Here is a 25,002-nt window from a genome sequence, read left to right on the forward strand (position 1 = left end):
ATAATACATTCAATTTTATATAAAATGTTTTTGTTATAAAGTATGAACTAAACTTTTGTATGTATCTATTCTCATACTAATGAGGGATTTCAAAAGGATGTTACGTATATACAATAATACGTAAGCATGGATGAAATTTTTAGTATGGGAGGAAAAGCATGAAGAATTGGGTGAAGTTTCGAATAGCGCGTCCAACTGATCGGTTTGAAAAGGTTATGGAATTCTATGAAAAAGGATTAGGCTTAAAGCGTATAGGTGAATTCTACGATCATGAAGGCTATGATGGGGTCATGTTTGGACTCCCAGATGAAGAGTATCATCTAGAATTTACAAGACATATAGATGGGAGCCCATGTCCAGCTCCGACAAAAGATAATTTACTCGTATTTTATATGAGTGAAGATAGTGAAATGAAAAAAGTGAGTAAAAGGCTGCATGCATTGGGATATGATGAGGTCGATCCTGAAAATCCATACTGGAAAGATAAGGGGATAACGATAGAGGATCCAGATGGTTGGAGAATTGTGTTGATGAAACTAGAAGAATAATGTGTAATGATGCTTGAAGTTCAAGTAGGACGAAATACGTAAAAGAGCTTTCTTTTGAGGGATACACTCATGGAAGGCTTTTTTGTTTGAAATCTGAAAAATAAAATTTGAAGTTATATTCTGGAAAGTTATAAAATAGTAACGTGTATTCCTATTGGTAGGTTATCAAGACATTATAAGGATTATCCAAGAGCGACATTAGCGGTGTTAGATATGGCAGGGCATAATTTACAAATTGAACAACCTGAAGTATTCGAGAGTTTAGTAGGCGAGTGGATTAGACGAACAAATCAACAAAGTTTATAAAAGACGAATGAATATTTTCGAGGAGGAATTATGAGTACATATATCTATATGGTTAGACATGGGGAATCATCAAAATTAGAAGGAAATGAAAGAACGCGTGGGTTAACTGAGAAGGGACATATGGATGCCTGTCGAGTAACTGACATATTAAAAGAGGAGAGGATTGATACTTTTATTTCCAGTCCCTATAATCGGGCTATGTTAACGATAGAAAAAGCAGCTGATTTCTATGAAAAAGAAATAGTAGTATATGAAAATCTCAAAGAGTGTATGTTTTCAAATGAGGATCAGATTATATCAGATAAAGAGGTATATCCACTTGTAAAGAAGATGTTCGCAAATCACGATTTTACACTAACGGAAGGAGAGTCATATAAGGATTGTCAGAGACGGGTAGTGAAAGTGTTAAAGGAAATATTGATGGATTTTCAAGGGCAAAAAATTGTAATTGGTACGCATGGGCTTGTAATGACTTTAATGATGAATTACTTTGATAAGCAATACGGGTTTGAATTTCTTATACATACATCGAAGCCCGACATATATAAGTTGGAATTTAAGGATGAGCAATTAATGAATGTAGAAAGATTATGGATAGGAGATAGAAAGAATCTTTATCAACTATTTTTAGAATCTTAAATCAATAAGTAATTATTCAGTTTCTGAATAATATTATTGGAAGTTGGTTTAAGTAAACAATTTTTAATGTGACAAAACTCCAAACGCTGGATTTATATTCAATTGGAGAAAAAGATGTAGAATTTTGTCTTACGGTCCCCGTTTACTTTTCATTTCATTACATATAGGCTTTGTTGTGTAAAGGAGAAAATCACCTTTACACAAAATTTATAAGGAGGACATTGTGATGAAAAAGATTAAAAAGTTTGCGGGAGTTGCTTTAGCGGGGACGATTGGATTAAGTGGACTACTGTTTTTAGAACCAAGTGTAAGCGCTGCAGAAATACAGCCGGTGAAAGAAGAAAACTTCAATGCAATTGATGTAACGATGAATCAAAGTGAATTTTATGTATTGAGTGGTAGAAGTATTGATGTTCTTTCTGGGGATAAAGAAGCAATTCAGCTAAATAAATACACAATTCATTTTAGTAAACCGGGGAAGTATGTTGTTAGAGTAAACGGTTGTATTTATGATGATGTATATACTTTTATTGTGAATAAATAGTATATATTCTTAAACTGTGAGATGAAAAAAGAAACACCCTATTTGCGTTGAGAATCGTAAATAGGGTGAATTTATTTGGATTAAGCTGTACTTTAAATATGTTCACTAATGTTCTTTTTACTATGTAAAGTATGTAAAAATGTTTGAAACATCTTAAATGATTGTTGAAAGATTGGACTTTGAATAAAGGTGTACAGAAAAGTTACGATGAAAACAGGACCTCCTAGCATAAATCCAATAACTAGTACAACACATTCTACTATAATTCTAGCACGGCTAATAGACAGCCCTGTTTTGTCGGAAATAGTAAGCATGAATCCATCGCGAGGTCCAGCACCAATTCCAGCCGCAACGTACATCCCTCCCCCGATACCTGTAATTGCGATACCAGCAAATAATATGAGTAAGTTTATCCATAAAAAATCATTAGCGTTTGGAAGGATATTTGATTGTAAGAAAAAGTCCATAATGGGACCGATAAGTAGTGCATTTAAAAATGTACCCACATTTATATATTTTCGATCTACTAGTAAAGAAATGAGAACGAGACATAATCCACATATGACACTCCACGTACCAATCGTCAATCCAAACCTTTGGTAGAGAGCCATGTTTAAAACTTCCCAAGGATGTAAACCGAGAAATTTAACTTTGACTGCAAGAGCATTTCCAAGGCCGAAAAAAATTAATCCTAAGAAAAAAAGAAAATAGCGAAAGAGGGTTAGCCTCATCTTTAAACCTCCCATATTGTATAATTATGTATATTACATGTAAAAGTTTTAATGTACAAATATTACGACTTTTTAGCCGTTATTTATAATTTCTAAAATACAAATGAAATATATATATTCACAGTCAAAAAAGTTAAAATATTTTGTCTCAAGGATTATAATAGAGAAAGAAATATAAAAGGGAGTGAATGAGTTTGAAACAAGAACTTATTGAAAGATTTACGAGATATGTAAAGATTGACACACAATCAAATGAAGAAAGTCATACAGTACCAACAACACCAGGACAAATTGAGTTTGGTAAGTTATTATTGGACGAGTTAAAAGAGATTGGGTTAACAGAAGTAACGATGGATGATAATGGGTATGTAATGGCAACACTTCCTGCTAATACGGATAAGGATGTTCCAGTAATCGGCTTTTTAGCACATTTAGATACGGCAACAGACTTTACTGGGAAAAACGTAAAACCACAAATTCATGAAAATTTTGATGGCAATGCGATTACGTTAAATGAAGAGCTAAATGTTGTGTTAACACCAGAACAGTTCCCAGAGTTACCATCATATAAAGGACATACGATTATTACAACAGATGGTACGACACTTCTAGGAGCAGATGATAAAGCGGGTCTGACTGAAATTATGGTTGCAATGAACTATTTAATACATAATCCGCAAATTAAACATGGGAAAATAAGAGTAGCATTTACGCCGGATGAAGAAATCGGTCGTGGGCCAGCGCATTTTGATGTAGAAGCGTTTGGTGCATCATGTGCTTATACGATGGATGGAGGGCCATTAGGTGGTTTAGAGTATGAAAGCTTTAATGCTGCAGGTGCTAAGTTAACGTTTAACGGAACGAATACACATCCTGGAACAGCGAAAAATAAAATGCGTAACGCAACTAAACTTGCTATGGAGTTTAATGGGCATTTACCAGTAGAAGAGGCACCAGAACATACAGAAGGCTATGAAGGATTCTATCATTTACTTTCATTAAATGGTGATGTTGAACAAAGTAAAGCGTATTATATTATTCGAGATTTTGAACGTGAAAATTTTGAGATGCGTAAACATAACGTTGAAAATATTGTGAAGCAAATGCAAGAGAAGTATGGACAAGATGCAGTCGTTTTAGAAATGAATGATCAATACTATAACATGCTTGAAAAAATTGAACCAGTGAGAGAAATTGTTGATATTGCATATGAAGCAATGAAAAGCTTAAATATCGAACCAAACATTCATCCGATTCGTGGTGGAACAGATGGATCACAATTATCGTATATGGGATTACCAACGCCGAATATTTTCACAGGTGGTGAAAACTATCACGGTAAATTTGAATATGTTTCGGTAGATACGATGGAAAAAGCTGTTCAAGTTATTGTGGAAATCGCAAGACGCTTCGAAGAACAAGCTTAAAAAAGAACCAAGTAGTGCGGATGCGCTACTTGGTTTTTTAGTATAATACTCGCCACAAATAAAAGGTTGCGTAAGACTCCCAGTTGGTCCAATTTGCCGCAAAATCTTTTATTTCACGTTTAGTCGGTTTACTTTCAGAACCTGTTATATATTTAATTGCATTGTGCAAACCAACATCGTCAATCGGAAAAGCGGAAGGAAATCGTAAACAGCGCATTAAAACATAATTGGCAGTCCACGGCCCTATACCATGTATAGCAGTTAATTGTTTTTCAGCTTGTTTCACGTCTTGTATTTGCAATAAAGATTCTTTTGATAGTTTTCCTTCTGTAATAAGATTTGCAATACCGATTATATATTCACATTTTCTAGTCGTCATTTTTAAGTTTTTGAGATCTTCTACATGTAAATTGGCAATTGTTTCAGGAGAAGGGAATATCCAATGTTTTCTATCATTCCACTCTACATAACTTCCAAAGTGTTCGACTAATCTTCTTTTTAGTGTATAAGCATATGTGAGGTTAATTTGCTGACCGATAATTCCCCAGGAAAGTGCTTCAAATAAGTCTGGAATACCTAAAGTGCGAAGGCCATAATATTGTTCAATTGGTCTTTGAAGGAGTACATCATGTTTAGCTAATGTATAAAAGGGAGCTAAATCAGTAGTTAAATCAAACCACTCTTTCACATAGTGAGCTACAGCTTCGCATATCGATTCTTCAGATGAATATAATTCTTCTAAAAAACGTATTTGAATATTTCCATCTGTATTCATGCTAATTTCCACTAAAGGATTTACATCCTGAACAGGGATCACTTTATAAATTTTGTTATCTTCAATGTGGAACATACATTCATTGCTAGAACGTGATAGATAGCGTAAATTTTCTTGGAAACTAAATTCTGTTGGAACTACTAAAGTTAATGCGCTAGTATGTTCTGCTGTCATATGCATTTTACCTGCGACTTTTCTAATGTAAGCAATTTTTTCTTCATTGCTAATCCACCTCTAAATCCAGTTAGTTTACCATTCTTTCCAATAATACGATGGCAAGGAATCGTAATGAGAAGAGGGTTGGCAGCAATAGCAGTAGCAACAGCACGTACAGCCGTAGGCTTTTGCATTCTTTCGGCAATTTCTGAATAAGAATATGTTTTCCCATAAGGAATTTCACGTACCGTATTCCAAACAGATAATTGAAAATCAGTTCCGTAAGCATCGATAGGGAATGTAAAAGTTTCTCGTTTACTTTCTAAATACTCGGTAACTTCTTTCGCATATGATTGCAGATAATTTGGATTACAGGCCAATATATATTGTGGCAATTTTTTTCTAGCCCATATATTTAGTTCTTCAAAATTTTCATCTTGTGATCCAATGAAGCATAGCCCATTTTCTGTTGCAGCAATATGAAATTGCCAATTCTTATGTGTAAGTAGCGTCCAATAAATAAATTTATTTTTGTTGGAAATCATTATTATATCCTTCTTTCATTTCTTTCTTTTTTCGATATTCAGTAGGAGTAAATCCAGTTTTCTTTTTAAATAAAGTTGCGAAATACTCGGGGTTTTCTATCCCGACAGCAGTACTAATTTCTTTAATGGATTGATTTGTTTGTAATAGCTGTTCTGCTGCTTTAACAATCCTGAATTGTAGTATATATTCTATTGGACTTATTCCTGTTGTTTTTTTGAAAGTACGTTGTAAATGAAATGGGCTACCATGACACATTTCTGCAAGTATGTCGAGAGTTAATAATTCATCGAAGTGTTTTTCGATATAATTTTTAATTTGTTCTATCCACTCTTCATTAGGTAAAGTGAGCCCATTTGGCTTACAACGTTTGCACGGGCGAAAGTTTTCACTTAATGCTTGCTCTGCATGATGAAAAATTCGTACATTGTTTCTATTCGGTATTCTTGATTTGCATGAAGGCCGGCAAAAGATTCCGGTTGATTTCACAGCATAAAAGAATTTGCTATCACAGGAAGAATCATTATGAATAATTGCTTGCCAATGCTCATTTGTTAACGTAACTCCTTCATTGTGCAAAGAACATCACCTCTGAAATTAGTATAACCTGAATAAAGTGCGTATGTATGTATTCACAAATGTAAGAGCAAGATTACAAAGATGAAGATATGATTGTTTTTCTATTTTGTGATAGCATGAAATTTGGAAATAAACATCAAGAGGAGGACTATAGGTGAAGTTAATTTCGTGGAATGTAAATGGTTTGCGAGCAGTTATCGCAAAAGGTGGATTTTTAGAATATCTTGAGGAATCAAATGCCGATATATTTTGTTTACAAGAGATTAAACTACAAGATGGGCAAATTGATTTAAATCCAGAGGGATATTATACATACTGGAATTATGCTGTGAAAAAAGGCTATTCAGGAACGGCTATTTTCACAAAAAAAGAACCGCTTTCTGTTACATACGGTTTAGGCATCGAAGAGCATGATCAAGAAGGCCGAGTTATTACTGTAGAATTCGAAGGTTTTTATATGATAACGTTATATACACCAAATTCAAAACGTGGATTAGAACGATTAGATTACAGAATGAAATGGGAAGATAATTTCCGGGCGTATATAAAACGATTAGATGAGAAGAAACCAGTTGTTTTTTGCGGTGATTTAAACGTTGCTCATAAAGAAATCGATTTAAAAAATCCAAAAAGTAATCGTAAAAATCCTGGATTTTCTGATGAGGAACGAGAGAAATTCACACGTATTTTAGAAGAAGGATTTATTGATACATATCGTTATCTGTATCCTGATCAGGAAGGCGCATACTCATGGTGGTCGTATCGTATGGGAGCGAGAGCAAAAAATATTGGATGGCGTTTAGATTATTTTGTTGTTTCTGAAAGAATGAAAGACAAAATAACAGAGGCGAAAATTAATAGTGAAGTAATGGGATCAGACCATTGCCCAGTTGAATTACACATAAATTTCTAAAAAAAGAAGTATCTCCCTGACATTAGGCGGATACTTCTTTTTTATTCAGTTTGTTAAAATTTTTCAAATCTTTCTTGAAATAATTGCATATTAAATATATACTTAGTAACGATAATCATTATCAATGAAAAAGGTTATCGATGGATGAGGTGTAAAAGAATTATAGTTTAGGGGAAGTGAACGAGAATGAGTTCTGGATAGAATTATTAATCTAATGAAATATATATGTAAGACAAGTTTCAAATAGTTAAATTTTATTGAGAATATAGTTTGAAAATTCGAGAGGAGATATATAAAGATGAACAAGAAGTTATTTACATTAGGGATGGTTACAGTATTAAGTGTAGGATTAGCAGCATGTAATAGCGCTGATAAAACTTCTGGGGAGCAAAAGCAACAGACAAAAGCTACGGAAACGAAAAAAGACGAAAAAAGAAAAATTACATATTTAGGTAAAGAATATACAGTGCCGGCAAAAGTCGATAAAATTGCGACAGCTAGTTTAGAGTCAATGGAAGATGCAGCGGTACTTGGTATTAAGCCGGTCGGTGCTATTACTGTTGGTGGTAAATTACCGAAGTATCTTGAAAAAGATTTAGAAGGTGCAAAATCTGTTGGTGAGAAGATGGAACCAAATTTTGAAACATTACTACAATTAAAACCAGATGTTATTACATCAAGTACGAAATTCCCAGCAGAAACAGCTGAAAAGTTCACGAAAGTAGCTCCGACATTCCCAGTATCGCACGTTTCAACAAATTGGGAAGATAATTTAAAGTTAATGGGAGAATTAACTGGTAAAAAAGATAAAGCAGAAAAGATTATTAAAGATTACAATACGGATGCTGAAAAAGCAAAAGTAAAATTAGGAGATAAGTTAAAAGACAAAAAAGTACTTGTCATTAGACTAAGAGCAAACGACTTATTCCTATACCCAGAAGGAGTATACTTTAATCCTGTAATTTATAAAGATCTTGGACTAACTGCTCCAGAACAACTTAAAACGGTAAAAGCACAAGAAAAGATTTCTTTAGAAAAATTAGCTGAAGTTAATCCTGATTATATCTTCTTACAATACGAGGCTAGTGAAAATAATAAACCGAAAGTGTTAGAAGACATTGAAAAGAATCCAATTTGGCAAAGTATGAATGCGGCGAAAGAAAAGAAAGTATTTGTAAACGTTGTAGACCCAATGGCACAAGGTGGTACAGCTTGGAGTAAAACAGCATTCTTAAAAGAAGCAGTGAAAAATTTATCTAAATAATACAATAAGTAAGGTGCGTTGAATGATATGCAGAAAACGAATGCGGTACCAGTAACCATTTTATGTATAGCACCCATATTGATTTTATTTACGGTTATACTTTCTATTTTATATGGTGCGAAAAACATTGATGCTCAAACAGTGTGGAATGCATTATTTCATTTTGATTCAAGCAATGTAAATCATAATATTATTATTACTTCACGTTTACCAAGGGTAGTTGCAGCTCTTTTAGTCGGAGCATTTCTAGCCATATCAGGAGCACTTATGCAGGGGATGACAAGAAACTATCTTGCATCCCCTTCTATTATGGGTGTGACGGATGGTGCAGCTTTTGTTATTACACTTTGTATGATTTTTCTTCCGGGAATGTCATCAATCGGTATGGTTTTATGTTCAATGATTGGTTCTGCATTAGGAGCAGGTATCGTGTTTGGTTTCGGTTCGCTCCTTCAAAATGGCTTATCGCCTGTTAGATTAGCGATTATCGGAACAGTTATTGGAACATTTTTAAGTAGTGTATCTGCTGCGATGGCTTCGTATTTCCAAATTTCTCAAAATGTTAGTTTTTGGTTTAATGCAAAGTTAGATCAAGTGGACCCTAATGTAATTATAATCACGATACCTTTTGGGATAATTGGGATAGCTTTAGCATTAGTAATATCAAAATCTATTACCATTCTTTCTTTAGGAGAAGAGGTATCTATTAATCTAGGACAACGTACAAAACTAGTTAAAGCGATGGCGATTTTATCCGTTATTCTTTTAACAGGAACAGCAGTTGCTCTAGTCGGGAAAGTAGGTTTTGTAGGTTTAATTATTCCGCACATTACTCGCTTTATAATTGGGGTAGATTATAAGTGGATTTTGCCATGTGCAGGTGTTATTGGCGGAGTGTTCTTAGCATTATGTGACGTTTTGAGTAGATTTGTAAACTATCCATTTGAAACACCAATTGGCGTCGTTACTTCCTTAATTGGAATTCCGTTCTTCCTTTATTTAATCCGTACAAGAGGGGGAGAGAGACATGCCTAAAAGTTCAAGTCAACGTTTTGGAATGACAATGGGGATTATTATATTTTTAATTTTTGGTGCTATTTATATTAGTTTAACGAACGGTACGTTTGATATTACGATTACGGACGTATTTAAAACACTTTTTAGAATTGATCCAGTACCAGAACATGATCTAGTTATCTTTGATTTTCGTCTTCCACGCATTGTAATTGCTGGGTTAGTAGGATTAGGCCTCGGCGTTGCAGGTGCCGTTATTCAAGGGATTACGAGAAATGGATTGGCAGACCCAGGTATTTTAGGAGTGAATGCTGGAGCCGGAACAGCCATCGTTATTTTTATGTTTTTCTTTCAAGGGCAATTAAAGAGCACAGACTGGATGTCTATTATGATGATGCCAATGTTTGGTTTAGTCGGCGGATTAGGTGCAGCTATCATCATTTATCTATTTTCATGGAAAAACGGTAAGCTAGATTCGCAACGTCTTTTGTTAACAGGGATTGCAATTGGATCAGGATTTGGAGCATTTTCTATGTACTTATCACTCAAAATGAAGTCAACTGATTTCGAAATGGCTGCAGTTTGGGTGTCTGGAAGCATATATAGCGCAAACTGGAAGTATATTGTTGCTATGTTGCCGTGGCTTATCATATTAATTCCGCTTATACAAAAGAAAGCTTATTTATTAGATTTATTTCAATTGGAAGAAACGAGTATTACAAGTTTAGGTGTTTCAGTAGAAAGAGAGAAATCTATTTTACTACTAAGTAGTATCGGACTTGTGAGCGCATGTGTTGCTGTTTCAGGAAGTATTGGCTTCATTGGACTAATGGCACCGCATATAGCGAAAAGGCTAGTTGGTATTCAACATAAATATATCATTCCTACGTGCGGAGTAATCGGAATGTTCCTTGTAATTGCTTCAGACTTTATTGCAAAAACAGTGTTCACACCTGTAGAGTTACCAGTTGGAATCGTTATTTCTATTGTCGGTGTACCGTATTTCTTATATTTACTTTATAAGGCGAAAGCGTAAGAGGAGGAATAAAAGTGAGTATTTTAAGTGCAAAAAATTTAGAAACGAGTTATGAAAAGCTTACAGTGTTTCGCGATTTAAATGTGGAAATACAAGAAGGAAAAGTAACGACAATTATAGGGCCAAACGGGTGCGGTAAATCGACATTGTTAAAAACAATGGGAAGAATTTTAAAGCAAAAGAGCGGTAAAGTATATTTGCAAGGACAGGATTTACATACAATTCCAACGAAAGAAATTGCGAAGCAGTTAGCGTTACTTCCGCAAACTCCAATTGCGCCAGGAGAGCTTAAAGTAGAAGAGTTAATTTCTTATGGACGCTATCCACATCGAAATAACGTAAATAAGTTAACTTCAAAAGATAAAGAAATGATTGATTGGGCATTAGAAATAACGAAAACTTCTGAATTTCGAACGAGACAAATTGCAAATTTATCAGGTGGTCAAAGGCAAAAGGTATGGCTAGCGATGGCTTTAGCACAAGAGACAGAAGTGTTACTACTAGATGAACCAACGACATATCTTGATATGTCTCATCAATTAGATGTATTACAAATTGTGGAGAAATTAAATAAAGAACATAATTGTACGATCGTAATGGTACTACATGATATTAACCATGCAGCAAGGTTTTCAGATGAAATTATTGCAATGAAGGAAGGGGAAATCGTTACAACTGGTAGCCCAGAAGAAATTATTACAAATGAAGTGTTAAAAGAAGTATTTCATATTGATGCGCGTGTCATGATTGATCCGTATAACGGGTCTCCTGTTTGTTTTGGGTACGATAGCGTTGTATCTCAAGAAGAGAAAGTAGAAATATATGTAACGAGTTAAGGAGGGGGAAATAAGATGAATACTACTATTGAAAAACAGCAGATTATAACATTTAATACAGAGCAGTGGAAAATGTATTCAAAACTAAAAGGTAAGGAATATCAAATTCTTATTTCAAAGCCGAAGCAGCCAGCACCAGAGTCAGGATATCCTGTTATATACGTATTAGATGGCAATGCTTTTTTTCAAACATTCCATGAATCGGTTAAAATACAATCAGTTAGAGCAGAAAAAACAGGTGTTTCACCAGCTATTATAGTAGGTATTGGTTATCCAATTGAAGGGGCATTTTCAGGTGAAGAAAGATGCTATGATTTTACGCCTAGCGTAATTTCAAAAGATGCGCCTCTAAAACCAGATGGCAAACCGTGGCCTAAAACAGGAGGAGCACATAACTTCTTTACTTTTATAGAAGAAGAACTGAAGCCTCAAATCGAAAAGGATTTTGAGATTGATAAAGGAAAACAAACGTTATTTGGGCATTCGCTAGGTGGTTTATTTGCTTTACATATACTATTTACAAACGTAAATGCCTTTCAAAATTATTTTATTAGTAGTCCATCTATTTGGTGGAATAACCAATCTGTGCTTGAAAAAGAAGAGAATCTTATAAGTGAATTAAATAGTGCCAAGTTTGAAACGGGGGTATTCCTTACAGTTGGATCACTAGAACGAGAGCATATGGTTGTAGGGGCAAACGAATTGTCAGAGCGCCTTCTCCAAGTAAAACATGATCAGTTTAGATTTACGTTTTATGAAGCTGAAGGGGAGAATCATGCATCAGTTGTGCCGACTTCTTTAAGTAAAGGGTTAAGGTTTATTAGTCACGTATAAATAATGAAAAAAGGTAAGCAAAAGCTTACCTTTTTTCATTATTGTCTAAAGGCAACGTATCCATCAATTAAAAAGCTACTGAAAAAGCGAGTGATGTGAGTAAAGCCACATTCCTCCATAATAGTTAGTAGATTTGTTTCGGAAATAGGAAATATTTCTGTTTCAAAAGAATTTTTAAATCGGTCCCAATCTTTTAATGGAATTTGATTTTGTATCATATGGTTGCGCCAAGCATTTAATTGTGCAGAAAACATACTTGTATGGGGTATACCATTTATTGAAGAGAGAAAGAATGGAGCACCTGGCTTTAGGCGACTACTAATTTCATTAAGTAACTCTTTTTTCTCCTTCATAGTTGGGATGAAGTGAAGAACAAGCATACAAGTAGCAGCGTCAAATAATGGATTGGTTAATAATGAATGAACAGTTCCATGTACAAATTGAATTTGATTTTGCAAGTCTTCGTTTTCAATTCTTTTTTTAGCTAACTGTAGCATGCTTTTAGATGGATCAACACCTGTAAAAGATAAGTTGCTATTTTGTTTACTTATTGAGAGAATTTCTTGTCCACCACCAGCACCTATAACTAGTAAATTTGGATTCATGTTTTCTTTAGGGAGTGTCGTAAATAAAAAATGGTTCACCATTTCATAAAGGGTAAAATATCCAGGGATTTTTAACGGAATTGTTCGTTCATATGTATGTACAGTACGATCATTCCAGCTCATTTTTTAGCCTCCTCTTTTACAATAAGTTTCACTTTATTATGAAATGAAATGGTTAGAGGAAACAATCCCATAAATCTGGGGGGAAATCAAGATGTTTTATGAACAGGCAACGAAAGAAATAACAGTGTTGATGAAAAGTGAGAGATCGATTAGACAATTTCAAAAAGAGTTTTTAAATATTTTAAAAAAGGTAATTCCTTTTGATGCTTCCTGTTTTACCGCTATAGACCCGCGCACATTTTTATCAACCGGGGCATATACAGATCGAAGAATTGAACAACTGCATTCGCAGTTATTTATGAATGAATTTTTAGAGGATGATTACAACAAATTTAAAGACTTAGCACGAAATCCTCCTCATGTTGGTGCGATGTGTATTATCACAAATGATAACCCCATAAAAAGTACTAGGTATCGAAACATTTTAAAACCAGCTGGTTTTATAGATGAAGTAAGAGTGGTTTGTATGAGTAAAGGAAAATGTTTTGGACATTTAAGTTTGTTTCGAGATAAGACAAAAATACCTTTTCAGCATGATGAATGTAAGTATTTATCGAAGGTCGGTTTATTGGCAGGAGATACTTTAAGAACATCCTTTATAATCAGGTCAGAAGAACAAGTGAAAGTAGTAGGAAGGGGCATGATTGTATTAAATGAAAATCTTAGACTAAATTATTGGGATGAAACAGGATACATATGGTTATCAAGCTTTAGAAAATATGAACAATTGAATGAAGATGACATTCCGAGGCCGATACGGGCAGTTTGTTCGAAAGTAAAAGCGAATGAAACTAATAAAGAAGCAACAGTCTGTATAAGTTTAACGTGTAGGGAATTTTTGGTTATTCGTGCGAGCAGGCTAGAAGGTTATAGTAGTTGTCATACAGGATATAGGGTTTTGTTCGAAAGTGCACGGCCAGAAGAAGTTTTTCCATTTCTTGCAGATTCTTATTGTTTGTCTCAAAGAGAGAAAGAAGTGATAGTAGGAATTGTTAGAGGGATGTCAACAAAAGAAGTGGCAAAAGAATTGTGTATTTCTACGTATACAGTTCAGGATCATTTCAAGTCAATTTTTGAAAAGGTCGGAGTAAGCAGTAGAAACGAACTTATATGGGAGCTCTTTACAAAGTTTTGTTTTTCTCAGGAAGAATACTAAAAGAAAAACGGTGTGATTTATTCGGTAGTAACAATCGGAAAGCTCATAAGATTGGTAGCTGTGGGTTAATAATCAGTGGGATTTTTAGTATAAACGAGAAACATTCAAATAAACATTTGAATGTTTCTCGTTTATACGGTATACTACATACATAATCAAATATATATTTGAATAAGAGGTGTTACATATGAAGGAAGAGCATTGTGAACTTTGCTATCATGATGAGAAGAAAGTAAAACATGCAAGTGACATGTTAGAGAAAGAAAATATAAGTAGTGTAGCGAAAATGTTTAAAGCACTTGCAGATGAAACACGTTTGAAAATTGCTTATGCGTTGTATACGGAAAAAGAGCTTTGTGTACGTGATGTCGCAAGTATTATTCATAGCAGTATCGCAACAGCTTCACATCACTTAAGACTATTACAAACGATAGGATTGGCGAAAAAGCGTAAAGAGGGAAAACTTGTTTTTTATTCATTAGATGACTCTCACGTAAATGGATTAATTGAATTAGCGTTTAGTCACAGTAGTGAAATGAAGCATAAAGATCTTGATATGTAATTATGCATTTTCATAAAGATACTTCTTTATGAAAATGCAACTTTAAAAAGAGAGGAGATAATAAGTATGGTAAAGCTAGTTTTAATACGACACGGACAAAGTGAATGGAATGTTGAAAATAGGTTTACCGGTTGGACGGATGTTGATTTATCTAGTAAAGGTTTGGAAGAAGCAAGAGAAGCCGGAGTAATGCTGAAAGCTAATGGTTTCTCATTTGATATCGCATATACATCTGTTTTGAGAAGAGCGATGCGTACTTTATGGATTACTCTCGAAGAAATGGATTTGATGTGGATACCTGTTCATAAAACATGGAAATTAAATGAGCGACATTACGGTGCGCTTCAAGGATTAAATAAGGAAGAAACAGCGAGAAAATATGGGGATGAACAAGTAACCTTATGGAGACGTTCAACAAATGTACGCCCACCAGCACTTACAAAAGATGACGAAAGATATGAAGCAGCACATCCGAAATATAGAGATGTAAAAGAGTATGAGTTTCCTCTTACAGAAGATCTAGAAGATACAGAAAAACGAGTTGTTTCATATTGGAATGAAGAGATAGCTCCTAATGTAAAAGCAGGTAAACAAGTAATTATAGCAGCCCATGGCAATACAATACGTGCTTTAGTAAAACATTTAGATCAAATTTCAGATGAAGATATAGAAAATCTAAACATTCCAACAGGAACACCATTGGTTTATGAATTGGATAAAGATTTAAAACCGATAGGCCATTATTATTTAAATAGGGAAATTTGTATAAAATAAAGACTTTAATATACCCTACCTATGTATTGTATATCTGTAACGGAGGTGAGTTAAATTGCTACATTATACGGTTGTAAATAAAAAGAATTGTGAGGCATGTGGACTATGTACTTCTATAGCACCTGATATATATCAATTAGATGGAAGAGGAAAATCATTTGGTGTATTAGATAACAACCAAGGAATAATGGGTATTCCAAAAACTTTCTTGCAAGCAATGTTGGCGGCAAGTGACGGCTGTCCAACAAGTTCGATTCAGATAAGAAAAGAGCCATTTGTAAATAAAGTGAAAATTTAATAGTGGAATTATGAAAGACAAAACAAAATTAAAAGGAGGCATTTATATGGGACATCATCACGGTCACCAACATCATGGGCATGCTCACGGGCATTCCCATGGACATCATCATTTTGAGGAGAGTAGGAAAGGAAATAGAAAAGGATTAATTACAGCTTTAGTCATTACAGCAACTATTATGTTCCTTGAATTTTTCGGGGGACTAGTTACAAATAGTTTAGCTTTATTATCAGATTCAGGACATATGTTAAGTGATACAAGTTCATTGTTATTAAGTTTAATTGCTATTGGATTAGCAGCTAGAACAGTTACTTCTACAAAAACATATGGATATTATCGTTTTGAAATTTTAGCGGCACTAATTAATGGTATTACGTTATTTGTTGTAGCAGGGCTTATCGTATGGGAAGCAATTGATCGTTTTTTTGAACCGCCAACTGTAGCAAGTGGTCCAATGATGTTAATCGCATCAATTGGTTTACTAGCAAATTTAATTAGTGCATGGGCACTTATGAGACAAGGTGACGTGAAAAATAACGTGAATTTACGCAGCGCTTATTTACATGTTCTTGGAGATGCTTTAGGGTCAGTGGGAGCATTAGTAGCTGGTGTACTTATGTCATTATTCTCATGGTATATTGCAGATCCAATTATTTCAGTAGTTGTAGCTTTATTAATTTTAAAGAGTGCATGGGGAGTAACAAAACATTCTATTCATATACTTATGGAGGGTACACCAGTTGCAATTGAACTAGAGAAAGTGAAGCAAGCGATTAAAGGAGTAGAAGGTGTACGTGATTTACATGATCTTCATATTTGGACAATTACATCAGGATTAGATGCATTAAGCGTCCATGTAATGATTGATAAAAAACAGGATGATCAAAAAGTACTTCAAAATATTATCGATATGTTAAAGCAAGAGTTCCATATTGAACATACTACCATTCAAATTGAAACACTTAACATTAAACATAATGAAATGATTGTCTAGTCAAATGCAAACAAAAGGCTATGGGGAAATTCTCCATAGCCTTTTGTTTGTTCAAGTAGAATTGTCCTTTTTGAAAGTTTTGTTTCAACTTTTCGTCTAAAGAGACAAAAAGTTGTCACAATTCGGTCACAATTAGCATAAACATAAAATAGACGAAATGAACTTATTTCCAAAAAGCTTGATTCATTCCATTCATGATTAATAGAGCTGAAAAAGCATGGATTAAAAGTTCACTATATTCTCAAGGAGGTAGATCGTATGAAAACTATTCTTGCTATCGCTGGGCTTATTTGGGTTTTATCACATGGCATTCCAATTTATGAAGGAGAACAAATTCGCAGTGCTCTAAATAAAAATTTTAATGAATATCATATCATTGATCGGCAAGATAATGTTGTGACAGTTCGTGTAAATGACTGTTTTCATACGGTAACCGTTGAAGGAACTTCAGTAGTGGATGATACAAAAGTATGTGATCAGCAGTAATCATATATAGGAAGAAAAGAGTCTCAATTTATACGTGTATAAATTGAGACTCTTATATTTGTGGATGAATAATAAGAGGGGATGGACAACCCCTGTTTATTATTGTTTCATTTTATCCCGCATTAACGGTCCGTAAAAGCTCGATTGGTTAGGACTAATAATCAGATGGGGATGGACCTCATCGCCATCAACTTAACAAAAGGAAATCCCTTTATAGCTGTCAACCTAACAAAAATAAACTACCCCAGAATGATAAAATTGAGTAACTTGTGCGAAATTTTATCATTCTGGGGTAGTTCTAATAAATTCTTAAGTTAAAGAAGCAATCCTACATGGGTATCACTCAGATAAAGAAGGTGAGACAGCTTGGGAAGAAGTGAAGAAAGACGAGCTTCCTATGAAAGCAAGAGGAAAATAAGTTATGAAATAATCTGTTATTTGTGACGGGAGATTTGCATTGTTTACTTTTTTACAGTGAGAAACGTATGCTGAGGCGCATTGTAGTAAGTCATTCACCGTTAGAATAGATGTTAAAGTTATATGCAGTATTAATTAATATGGAGTGTACCTCGCTTTCTTATATAATTGTTTTATAGTACAATTTCTTTAAGATAGTAAGTTTTATTCTTTTTATTGGAGAATAAGGCCGTAGATAATGATTATTAAAGGATGAGGCGGTATGACAAAAGAAAAACAACCATATGGTACAGTTTTAATAAAAGCTTCAAAAATCTTAGATTTTTTATCTGAAAGTAAAAAACCACAGCCTTTAAATGTGATTGCGCAAGAAACAGGGATGACAAGTTCAACAACATTAAAGATATTAGAAACGTTAGTTATAATAGGCTATGCAAAAAAATATCCTGAAACTAAAAGATTTGGTTTAGGAACCGCTTTAATTTACTATGCAAATCAGTATCTTGCGAATTTAGATATTACCAAAATCACATTTCCATATTTAAAAAAGTTACAAAGTAGTTTAGATGAAACTGTTCATTTAGGAATATTAGAAGAAGATAAAATTTTTTATATTAATAAATTAGAGCCAGAGAGACCGATAATTCGTATGAGTTCACGAATTGGAATGAGTATTCCTTTGTATTGTTCAGCAATGGGGAAGGCTGTACTTGCAGAATTTTCTCAACAAGATTTAGAAAGCTATTTAACAAGGGTAGAATTGAATCCGGTTAATGAAAATACTATAGTTGATCCTCATGTTTTAAAGGAAACTTTAAAAAAGATAGAGCAAATTGGTTTTGCGATTGATGATGCTGAATATGAAGAGGAAGTATATTGTATAGGAGTTTCGTTAACTTTAAATGGGCAAACATATGGTGCATTTAGCGTGAGTATGCCCAAGTATCGTGTTACAGAAGACCTGAAGAAAAAAATGATTCAGTTGATACTAGAAACAAAACAAAGTATTCTCAAAGAACTTGAACAATTGCATGCGTTTATATAGGGGGTTTCATATTAAGGAGCTTTAGTGGTGATTTTTCACTGCTAGAGCTCTTTTTTATTTTTAGAAGCAAAAGAATTGGAACCGACTTGTGAGTTCAGTAAGAACTATGGCTGAATAATGGATTTCTATGTTAGAAAAATAATAAATAATGTTCAAAAAATTTTCACTAAATATCAAAAAAAAATCTTGTAATCCTGCTAAATAATTCATATAATCTATTTATAAATTTCTTTTAAGGAAAACTAATTTCCAAATAAGAAATTAAGAGTGTGAGCTCTTAAAAATGGAGGCACTTTATGAAAAGGGTAACTGTATTAAATAAACTGAATAAGAGTGGCGTAATCGCTGTTTTGAGAGCGCATACAAAAGAAGAGGCTCTTAAAGTTACTGAGGCGGTTATTGATGGAGGGATTACTGGTATTGAAGTAACCTTTTCAGTGCCGCAAGCTGAAGAGGTCGTTCGTAAAATCAGGGAAATACATAGTGATTGTGAAGATTTGGTGATTGGTGCAGGGACTGTGCTTGATGCGATAACGGCTCGTATAGCCATTTTGGCAGGAGCTGAGTATATTGTTAGTCCAGCGTTTGATAAAGAAACAGCAGAGATTTGTAATCTTTATCAAGTTCCATATTTACCTGGTTGTATGACAATTACGGAAATAAGTACAGCATTAAAAGCGGGAGTCGACATTATAAAACTATTTCCAGGAAGTTCGTACAATCCAAGCTTTATAAATGCAGTGAAGGGTCCCCTGCCACAAGTTAATATTATGCCTACTGGAGGGATAAATATTGAGAATATGCATCAATGGTTTGAACGTGGATGTGTAGCTATAGGTGTGGGAGGAGATTTACTAGCTCCTGCTCAAAATGGGGATTATGCTAAAGTCTCAGAACTTGCAAGAGAGTATATGGATAAGTTAGCAGAAATCAGAAAGGGTGCCTAATTATGGGGCGAATTTTAACGCTAGGTGAGATTATGCTTCGTTTATCCACTAATGAAGGAACTAGAATAACTGAAGCTAATTCTTTTAAAGCGCATTATGGTGGTAGTGAGGCTAATGTAGCAATTAATTTAGCGAATTTTAACCACCAAGTTTCTTTTGCTAGTAAGGTACCTTCAAATTTATTAGGTAAAGCTGTTCAACAGCATTTACAAAATTATGGGGTGGATACAAGTAACTTACTGAAAGGTGGTTTACGTTTAGGAACGTACTATCTGGAAAGGGGTATAGGTAAAAGGGCTTCATTTGTTTTGTATGACCGAACCTATTCTAGTTTTGCACAGATGAAAAATGTGGAGTGGAATATAGATCATTTATTCAAAAATGTATCATTATTTCATGTTTCGGGAATTAGCCTTGCTTTATCAGATTCAATGATTGATCTCATTTTAGGATTAATCAAAGAGGCCAAAAAGCGTCAAATTAAGGTGAGTTTTGATATTAATTATCGATCTAATTTATGGAACTATGAACGCGCATCGAAAACAATGAATAAAATTTTACCTTATGTAGATTACTGTTCTGCAGGAAAAATGGATGCTCTCTATTTAATCGGAATTCCTGAAAATAAGACGAAACAATTAGATTTAGAATATTATTATGAGCAAATGCATAAGAAACACCCTAATATTGAAGTCTTTTACTCTACATTAAGGGATGTTCATTCTGCAAGTTCGAATGATCTTCAGGGAACATTATGGAAAAATCATTGTCTGTATACCTCGAAGGTGTACAACATTAACCCTATTGTGGATCGTGTTGGTGGAGGAGATGCTTTTGTTGCTGGGATTTTACACGGATTATTAGAAGAAAAGGATCTGGATTATACAGTTTCATTCGCTACTGCAGCATCTAGTTTAAAGCATACGATTCATGGTGATTGTAATCAGTTTTCTATCTTGGAAGTAGAAGAGTTTATGAGAAATGAGTCGGGAAATATTATTAGATAAAATACTAAAAAATGATAGGAGAATGTATATTATGGAAACACGTTATACACATAGTCCAATGGATATTCGTCATTATTCTACAGATCAACTAAGACAGGAGTTTTTAGTAGAGCGAAACTTTGCACCGGGAGAAGTTATTCTTACATATACACATAATGATCGAATGATTTTCGGGGGAGTAACGCCAACTGAAAAACCTTTGAGTATTGAGTTGTCTACTGAATTGGGAGTTTCATATTTTTTAGAACGCCGTGAATTAGGTGTTATAAATATTGGTGGACCAGGATCTATCATAATTGACGGGATAGAAGAAAGTATGAAAAAACAAGATGGGTACTATATTGGAAAAGAAACAAAGGAAGTGGTCTTTAAGTCAGAAGATCCGTCTAATCCTGCGAAATTCTATTGTGTTTCAGTGCCTGCACATCATAAATATCGAAATGTACGTATAAGCATTGATGAAATTAATCCTATGGAAACAGGGGACTCTGCAACGTTAAATAAGCGAAAAATCTATCAATATATTCATCCGAATGTTTGTGAAAGTTGTCAACTACAGATGGGATATACCATCTTAGAACCAGGAAGCAGTTGGAATACCATGCCTTGCCATACTCATGAACGTCGCATGGAAACGTACTTATATTTTGATATGAAACCGGATACAAGAGTGTTCCATTTTATGGGTAAACCTGATGAAACTAAACATTTGGTAATGAAAAATGAGCAGGCGACAATTTCTCCAAGTTGGTCAATTCATTCTGGTGTTGGTACAAGTGACTATACATTTATTTGGGCAATGTGTGGAGAAAACATTACGTATAGTGATATGGACATGGTCGAGATGGATCAGTTGAAATAGTAGGATTGATACAATTAAAGGAGGACTAGAACATGAACTTAAATGAATTTTCAATGGATTTCTTTAGTTTAAAAGGGAAGGTAGCTATTGTTACTGGGGGAAATACAGGATTAGGTCAAGGATATGCAGTAGCATTAGCGAAAGCTGGGGCAGATTTGTATATTGCAGCATCTGGTGACAATTGGGATGAAACTCGTCAATTAATTGAGGAATGTGGACAACGAGTAGAATTCATTCAAGTAGATTTAACACAAGATGATGCAGCAGAAAAAGTGGTACAAGGTTGTTTAGATAATTTCGGGAAAATTGATATTTTAATTAATAATGCAGGCACAATTCGTCGTGCACCATTGCTTGAATACAAGAAGGAAGATTGGAATGCCGTAATGAGTATTAACTTGAATACTGTTTATTTACTAAGTCAAGCTGTAGCTCGTGTTATGGCAGAGCAAAAGAGTGGGAAAATCATTAATATTGCTTCTATGTTGTCTTTCCAAGGAGGAAAATTTGTACCTTCTTATACTGCTAGCAAACATGGGGTGGCAGGATTAACGAAAGCATTTGCTAACGAATTAAGTAAATATAATATCCAAGTAAATGCGATTGCTCCTGGCTATATAGCAACAGCTAATACTGCCCCAATTCGTGCGGATGAACAACGGAATAAAGAAATTTTAGATCGTATCCCAGCTGAAAGATGGGGAGTACCTTTCGATTTAATGGGTACGGCCGTATTTTTATCAAGTAAAGCGTCAGATTATGTAACAGGCCACATTCTAGCTGTTGATGGTGGATGGTTAGTGCGTTAATTAGTTTAAGCCTTATAGCAAATATTTATTTGTCAATTCAAGAACACCTTGGTTGTTAGAAACATCTGAATATAAAGTGTGGACCTTTATGAAAGGGTATACATTATGTTTGGTAGAGCCGGTAAATTGAATATGTTGATAAGTATAAGGGATAGAATTACTTTATCACGAGTGTTGAATTTGAAAAAATACTAGTTGATTAGAAGGGAAGTTATTTATGGATATACTGATTCTTTCACATGCTGGTGTTGCAAGTGGATTGAAAAAAGCGACACAAATGATTTTAGGGGAGCAAAAAAACTTACACGCTCTTGAATTAACTGAAGAGAATGGGATTACTTATTTTAGTGATCAACTGCAAGAATTCTTGAGGAGATGGAGTGAAAATGAGTCAAATAAGTTGCTTATTTTTGCCGATCTTAAAGGGGGAACGCCCTTTAATCAAGCCGTATTTTGGGCATCAAAATTAAAGTTGAATCAGCGTATTAGCATAATCAGTGGTGTAAACTTACCGATTGTTATAGAAGCGATATATTGTAATCAAGAAAAACCATTAGAAGAGCTGTCAAAAGAATTAATAGATGGCGCAAAAAATGGAATTGATATACCAGAAATGGAGATTGGTAGTGTAGATATTTTAGATGAATAGAGAGGGGAATAGCCAATGGTAAGCGTTGAATGGTGGCAAATTGTTTTAATAACATTATATTCTGGATTCGCCATTTATGATGGGAACAATACAACGTTTGGTTTCGTAAAGCCAACAATGGCAGGTTTTTTCGCTGGGCTAATTTTAGGTGACATTCAAACGGGGTTAATTGTAGGGGGAACTTTAAACTTATTAGTTTTAGGTGTTGGCAACTTTGGAGGAGCTTCTATACCAGATTATATGACAGGTGCGCTATTGGGAACAGCTTTTACAGTTATGAGTGGGCAAGATGCTAAATTTGGAGCGACACTAGCAATCCCGATTGGACTACTAATGGTGCAATTAGATGTTCTGGCTCGTTTTACGAATACTTTTTTCCAGCATAAAGCTGAAAAATTAGTAGCGGAAGGGAAATTTAAAAAGGCATCCTATATGAATCTATGGGGAATTGTCCCAACGTCCTTATCAAGAATGATACCTGTGTTTCTAGCTTTAGTATTTGGTGCCAAGTTTGTCCAAGCTATTGTAGATAATATTCCTAAGTGGCTTATGGGTGGTTTGCAAGTAGCTGGGGGATTGCTTCCTGCATTAGGTATTGCAATTTTATTGAAATATTTACCTATAAAACAAAATATCGCCTTTTTGATTATCGGTTTCTTCTTAGCAGCTTATTTAAAAGTACCTGTACTAGGCGTTGCTTTAATCGGCTTAGCGATGGCAATAATTTATTTCCAAACCTTTATGAAAGAGAGCGATTATGCAACTAATGATGGGGGAATGGGAGATGAGTAAAAATATAGTAGATAAAGATGTAAACAAAGTATTCTGGCGTTGGTATTTCTTCGGTCAAACAGGATGGAACTATGAAAAGATGCAAGGTTTAGGCTATTACTACAGCATTTATCCATTGTTAGAAAGCATATATAGTGAGGAAGAAGAAAAAAAGAGAGCAGCAATAAATCAACTGCAGTTTTTTAACACGAATAATTCTACAGCTCCCGTTATTCTAGGCTTAGATGTAGCCTTAGAAAAAGAGAAGGGAATTGAGTCCATTGATACAGTAGCGTCGCTTAAAACAGGATTAATGGGACCGCTAGCAGGAATAGGCGATACTTTATTCTTTGTAATTCCGACCACTATTGTTGGCTCCATTGCGTCTTACTTAGCACTAGAGGGAAATCCAATTGCTTTGATTTTATGGATCTTATTTGGCTGTGTTAGATTGGGATTTATGAGATTCTTTGTATGGACAGGTTATAAAGAAGGTGCAAAACTTGTTGGTGAGTTAGGGAATCGTTTGAAAAAAATAACACAATCAGCAAATATTCTGGGGATCACCGTTGTAGGAGCATTGATTCCTTCAGTAGTCAAGGCTACTTTTGGTTATGAGTTTACCAAAGGTGAAGTTACTTTGAAATTACAGGATCTTGCAAATCAAATTATGCCTGGTTTAGCACCAGCTCTTGTAGTATTTTTAACGTATTGGTTATTAGGTAGAAAGAAAATGAATTCTACTCGTGTTATCTTTTTATTGATCTTTATAGGAATTATTGCTTATAATTTAAAAATTTTCGTTTAAGGGGCGTGTTTAGTAATGGAAGGAATCGTACATATTAGAGTTGATGATAGACTTATTCATGGACAAGTTGCAACAAGATGGGCAACTGGTTTAAGAGTGAATCGTATTATGATTATCGATGATAAAGTTGCAGTTAATGATGATGAGAAATCAATTTTAAGAATGGCAGCACCAGCTGGTGTTAATACGTCCATTTTAACCTTTGAAAAAGGCCTTAATAATGTGAAGAATGGGAATTATAAGGGGCAAAGAGTGTTATTAATTGTGAAGACTCCTGAAATTTTAGCGCAACTAATGAATGGTGGATTAGCATTGAAAGAGGTAAACATTGGTAATATGTCTAATCGTCCAGGAACAACTCAAATTAAAAAATCAATTAGTATGACGGAAGATGAAAAAGTTGCTGTTCAACAGTTATTAAGACAAGGTGTAAAAGTTACTGCGCAGATGGTTCCAGAAGAATCTGATGCAAGTATTGAAGTATTTTTAAATTGAATAATATGTAAGGGTTAATAAAAACTAAAAACATCACTCGTTTTATGAA

Annotated in this window: 30 protein-coding genes and 2 pseudogenes; 27 read left to right on the forward strand and 5 right to left on the reverse strand. The window is 34.4% G+C overall.

Features of this window, described 5'->3' with window-relative positions; genetic code table 11:
* Positions 1–158: 158 nt before the first annotated feature.
* The 4 genes and pseudogenes from MR115_RS22805 to MR115_RS22820 all read left to right on the forward strand — a co-directional run bounded on the left by MR115_RS22805 (position 159) and on the right by MR115_RS22820 (position 2,037).
* A complete protein-coding gene (locus MR115_RS22805) occupies positions 159–548 on the forward strand; it encodes a VOC family protein (RefSeq protein WP_242242887.1) in 390 nt (129 codons plus the stop codon).
* Between the two features lie 157 nt (positions 549–705).
* Positions 706–854, forward strand: a pseudogene (locus MR115_RS22810) (alpha/beta fold hydrolase); the annotation flags it as partial.
* Between the two features lie 30 nt (positions 855–884).
* Positions 885–1,493: a histidine phosphatase family protein gene (locus MR115_RS22815; protein ID WP_242242888.1), complete on the forward strand. Its 609-nt coding sequence runs from the start codon at positions 885–887 to the stop codon at positions 1,491–1,493.
* Positions 1,494–1,719: 226 nt separating this feature from the next.
* Positions 1,720–2,037, forward strand: coding sequence for a hypothetical protein (locus MR115_RS22820; protein WP_242242889.1), 318 nt, complete (start codon positions 1,720–1,722; stop codon positions 2,035–2,037).
* A 92-nt stretch (positions 2,038–2,129) separates the two neighbouring features.
* Here MR115_RS22820 and MR115_RS22825 read toward each other — a convergent pair whose 3' ends face one another.
* Complete coding sequence (locus MR115_RS22825; RefSeq protein ID WP_242242890.1) at positions 2,130–2,768, reverse strand: YczE/YyaS/YitT family protein; 639 nt, start codon at positions 2,766–2,768, stop codon at positions 2,130–2,132.
* A 194-nt stretch (positions 2,769–2,962) separates the two neighbouring features.
* On the opposite strand from MR115_RS22825, the gene pepT reads away from it, so the two are divergent.
* Positions 2,963–4,195, forward strand: coding sequence for a peptidase T (pepT, locus tag MR115_RS22830; RefSeq protein WP_242242891.1), 1,233 nt, complete (start codon positions 2,963–2,965; stop codon positions 4,193–4,195).
* 37 nt (positions 4,196–4,232) lie between these two features.
* Here the strand turns inward: pepT and MR115_RS22835 are convergent, their stop codons facing one another.
* Genes MR115_RS22835 through MR115_RS22845 form a run of 3 tightly spaced genes read right to left on the reverse strand, consistent with a single transcriptional unit; the run spans position 4,233 to position 6,248 of the window.
* Positions 4,233–5,144: a DNA-3-methyladenine glycosylase 2 gene (locus MR115_RS22835; RefSeq protein WP_242242892.1), complete on the reverse strand. Its 912-nt coding sequence runs from the start codon at positions 5,142–5,144 to the stop codon at positions 4,233–4,235.
* Positions 5,141–5,671, reverse strand: a complete 531-nt coding sequence (locus tag MR115_RS22840) for a methylated-DNA--[protein]-cysteine S-methyltransferase (protein ID WP_242242893.1) — start codon at positions 5,669–5,671, stop codon at positions 5,141–5,143. Before MR115_RS22840 ends, MR115_RS22835 begins: the two co-directional genes overlap by 4 nt.
* On the reverse strand, positions 5,652–6,248 hold the full coding sequence (locus tag MR115_RS22845; protein WP_242242894.1) for a bifunctional transcriptional activator/DNA repair enzyme AdaA: 597 nt from the start codon (positions 6,246–6,248) through the stop codon (positions 5,652–5,654). Before MR115_RS22845 ends, MR115_RS22840 begins: the two co-directional genes overlap by 20 nt.
* 154 nt (positions 6,249–6,402) lie before the next feature.
* Here MR115_RS22845 and MR115_RS22850 point away from each other — a divergent pair, with 154 nt between their 5' ends.
* From MR115_RS22850 to MR115_RS22875, 6 genes are all read left to right on the forward strand, one after another.
* Positions 6,403–7,161 (forward strand): exodeoxyribonuclease III, encoded by a 759-nt coding sequence (locus tag MR115_RS22850; RefSeq protein ID WP_242242895.1) that lies wholly within the window; start codon positions 6,403–6,405, stop codon positions 7,159–7,161.
* A 298-nt stretch (positions 7,162–7,459) separates the two neighbouring features.
* On the forward strand, positions 7,460–8,425 hold the full coding sequence (locus tag MR115_RS22855) for an iron-hydroxamate ABC transporter substrate-binding protein (protein ID WP_242242896.1): 966 nt from the start codon (positions 7,460–7,462) through the stop codon (positions 8,423–8,425).
* 27 nt (positions 8,426–8,452) lie between these two features.
* The gene (locus tag MR115_RS22860) at positions 8,453–9,460 is read left to right on the forward strand and encodes a FecCD family ABC transporter permease (protein WP_242242897.1); all 1,008 of its coding nucleotides are present in this window, start codon (positions 8,453–8,455) and stop codon (positions 9,458–9,460) included.
* Positions 9,453–10,475, forward strand: a complete 1,023-nt coding sequence (locus MR115_RS22865; protein WP_061678140.1) for a FecCD family ABC transporter permease — start codon at positions 9,453–9,455, stop codon at positions 10,473–10,475. Before MR115_RS22860 ends, MR115_RS22865 begins: the two co-directional genes overlap by 8 nt.
* Positions 10,476–10,489: 14 nt before the next feature.
* A complete protein-coding gene (locus MR115_RS22870) occupies positions 10,490–11,311 on the forward strand; it encodes an ABC transporter ATP-binding protein (RefSeq protein ID WP_242242898.1) in 822 nt (273 codons plus the stop codon).
* 15 nt (positions 11,312–11,326) lie between these two features.
* Positions 11,327–12,145, forward strand: a complete 819-nt coding sequence (locus tag MR115_RS22875; RefSeq protein ID WP_242242899.1) for an alpha/beta hydrolase — start codon at positions 11,327–11,329, stop codon at positions 12,143–12,145.
* 38 nt (positions 12,146–12,183) lie between these two features.
* Here the strand turns inward: MR115_RS22875 and MR115_RS22880 are convergent, their stop codons facing one another.
* A complete protein-coding gene (locus tag MR115_RS22880; RefSeq protein WP_242242900.1) occupies positions 12,184–12,873 on the reverse strand; it encodes a class I SAM-dependent methyltransferase in 690 nt (229 codons plus the stop codon).
* A 91-nt stretch (positions 12,874–12,964) separates the two neighbouring features.
* Here MR115_RS22880 and MR115_RS22885 point away from each other — a divergent pair, with 91 nt between their 5' ends.
* The 16 genes and pseudogenes from MR115_RS22885 to MR115_RS22960 all read left to right on the forward strand — a co-directional run bounded on the left by MR115_RS22885 (position 12,965) and on the right by MR115_RS22960 (position 24,953).
* Positions 12,965–14,029 carry a helix-turn-helix transcriptional regulator gene (locus tag MR115_RS22885; RefSeq protein ID WP_242242901.1) on the forward strand — a complete coding sequence of 355 codons (1,065 nt, stop codon included), beginning with the start codon at positions 12,965–12,967 and terminating at the stop codon, positions 14,027–14,029.
* Positions 14,030–14,216: 187 nt separating this feature from the next.
* A complete protein-coding gene (locus MR115_RS22890) occupies positions 14,217–14,591 on the forward strand; it encodes an ArsR/SmtB family transcription factor (protein WP_061678136.1) in 375 nt (124 codons plus the stop codon).
* Between the two features lie 66 nt (positions 14,592–14,657).
* Positions 14,658–15,365: a 2,3-diphosphoglycerate-dependent phosphoglycerate mutase gene (gpmA, locus tag MR115_RS22895; protein ID WP_242242902.1), complete on the forward strand. Its 708-nt coding sequence runs from the start codon at positions 14,658–14,660 to the stop codon at positions 15,363–15,365.
* 55 nt (positions 15,366–15,420) lie between these two features.
* The gene (locus MR115_RS22900) at positions 15,421–15,663 is read left to right on the forward strand and encodes a ferredoxin (RefSeq protein ID WP_242242903.1); all 243 of its coding nucleotides are present in this window, start codon (positions 15,421–15,423) and stop codon (positions 15,661–15,663) included.
* Between the two features lie 46 nt (positions 15,664–15,709).
* On the forward strand, positions 15,710–16,657 hold the full coding sequence (locus MR115_RS22905; protein ID WP_088028741.1) for a cation diffusion facilitator family transporter: 948 nt from the start codon (positions 15,710–15,712) through the stop codon (positions 16,655–16,657).
* 258 nt (positions 16,658–16,915) lie between these two features.
* Complete coding sequence (locus MR115_RS22910) at positions 16,916–17,143, forward strand: hypothetical protein (RefSeq protein ID WP_071716246.1); 228 nt, start codon at positions 16,916–16,918, stop codon at positions 17,141–17,143.
* A gap of 316 nt (positions 17,144–17,459) precedes the next feature.
* A pseudogene (locus MR115_RS22915) lies at positions 17,460–17,561 on the forward strand (nitroreductase); the annotation flags it as partial.
* Positions 17,562–17,822: 261 nt separating this feature from the next.
* Positions 17,823–18,605, forward strand: coding sequence for an IclR family transcriptional regulator (locus tag MR115_RS22920; protein WP_088028742.1), 783 nt, complete (start codon positions 17,823–17,825; stop codon positions 18,603–18,605).
* A gap of 296 nt (positions 18,606–18,901) precedes the next feature.
* Complete coding sequence (locus tag MR115_RS22925) at positions 18,902–19,552, forward strand: bifunctional 4-hydroxy-2-oxoglutarate aldolase/2-dehydro-3-deoxy-phosphogluconate aldolase (RefSeq protein WP_088028743.1); 651 nt, start codon at positions 18,902–18,904, stop codon at positions 19,550–19,552.
* Between the two features lie 2 nt (positions 19,553–19,554).
* Positions 19,555–20,559: a sugar kinase gene (locus MR115_RS22930; RefSeq protein ID WP_097816791.1), complete on the forward strand. Its 1,005-nt coding sequence runs from the start codon at positions 19,555–19,557 to the stop codon at positions 20,557–20,559.
* Between the two features lie 31 nt (positions 20,560–20,590).
* On the forward strand, positions 20,591–21,421 hold the full coding sequence (gene kduI, locus MR115_RS22935) for a 5-dehydro-4-deoxy-D-glucuronate isomerase (RefSeq protein ID WP_088028745.1): 831 nt from the start codon (positions 20,591–20,593) through the stop codon (positions 21,419–21,421).
* A gap of 32 nt (positions 21,422–21,453) precedes the next feature.
* Positions 21,454–22,230, forward strand: coding sequence for a 2-dehydro-3-deoxy-D-gluconate 5-dehydrogenase KduD (gene kduD, locus MR115_RS22940; protein WP_088028746.1), 777 nt, complete (start codon positions 21,454–21,456; stop codon positions 22,228–22,230).
* Positions 22,231–22,447: 217 nt separating this feature from the next.
* Complete coding sequence (locus tag MR115_RS22945) at positions 22,448–22,879, forward strand: PTS sugar transporter subunit IIA (protein ID WP_242242904.1); 432 nt, start codon at positions 22,448–22,450, stop codon at positions 22,877–22,879.
* Positions 22,880–22,894: 15 nt separating this feature from the next.
* Entirely contained in the window at positions 22,895–23,671 is a 777-nt protein-coding gene (locus MR115_RS22950) for a PTS mannose/fructose/sorbose/N-acetylgalactosamine transporter subunit IIC (RefSeq protein ID WP_030027385.1), read from the forward strand.
* Positions 23,637–24,458 carry a PTS system mannose/fructose/sorbose family transporter subunit IID gene (locus MR115_RS22955; protein WP_205753015.1) on the forward strand — a complete coding sequence of 274 codons (822 nt, stop codon included), beginning with the start codon at positions 23,637–23,639 and terminating at the stop codon, positions 24,456–24,458. The genes MR115_RS22950 and MR115_RS22955 overlap by 35 nt, the downstream gene beginning before the upstream one ends.
* A 15-nt stretch (positions 24,459–24,473) precedes the next feature.
* Complete coding sequence (locus MR115_RS22960) at positions 24,474–24,953, forward strand: PTS sugar transporter subunit IIB (RefSeq protein ID WP_088028749.1); 480 nt, start codon at positions 24,474–24,476, stop codon at positions 24,951–24,953.
* Positions 24,954–25,002 lie beyond the last annotated feature (49 nt).

This window comes from Bacillus cereus group sp. BfR-BA-01309 (genome assembly GCF_022664315.1).
GTDB classification, from domain to species: Bacteria; Bacillota; Bacilli; order Bacillales; family Bacillaceae_G; genus Bacillus_A; species Bacillus_A mobilis.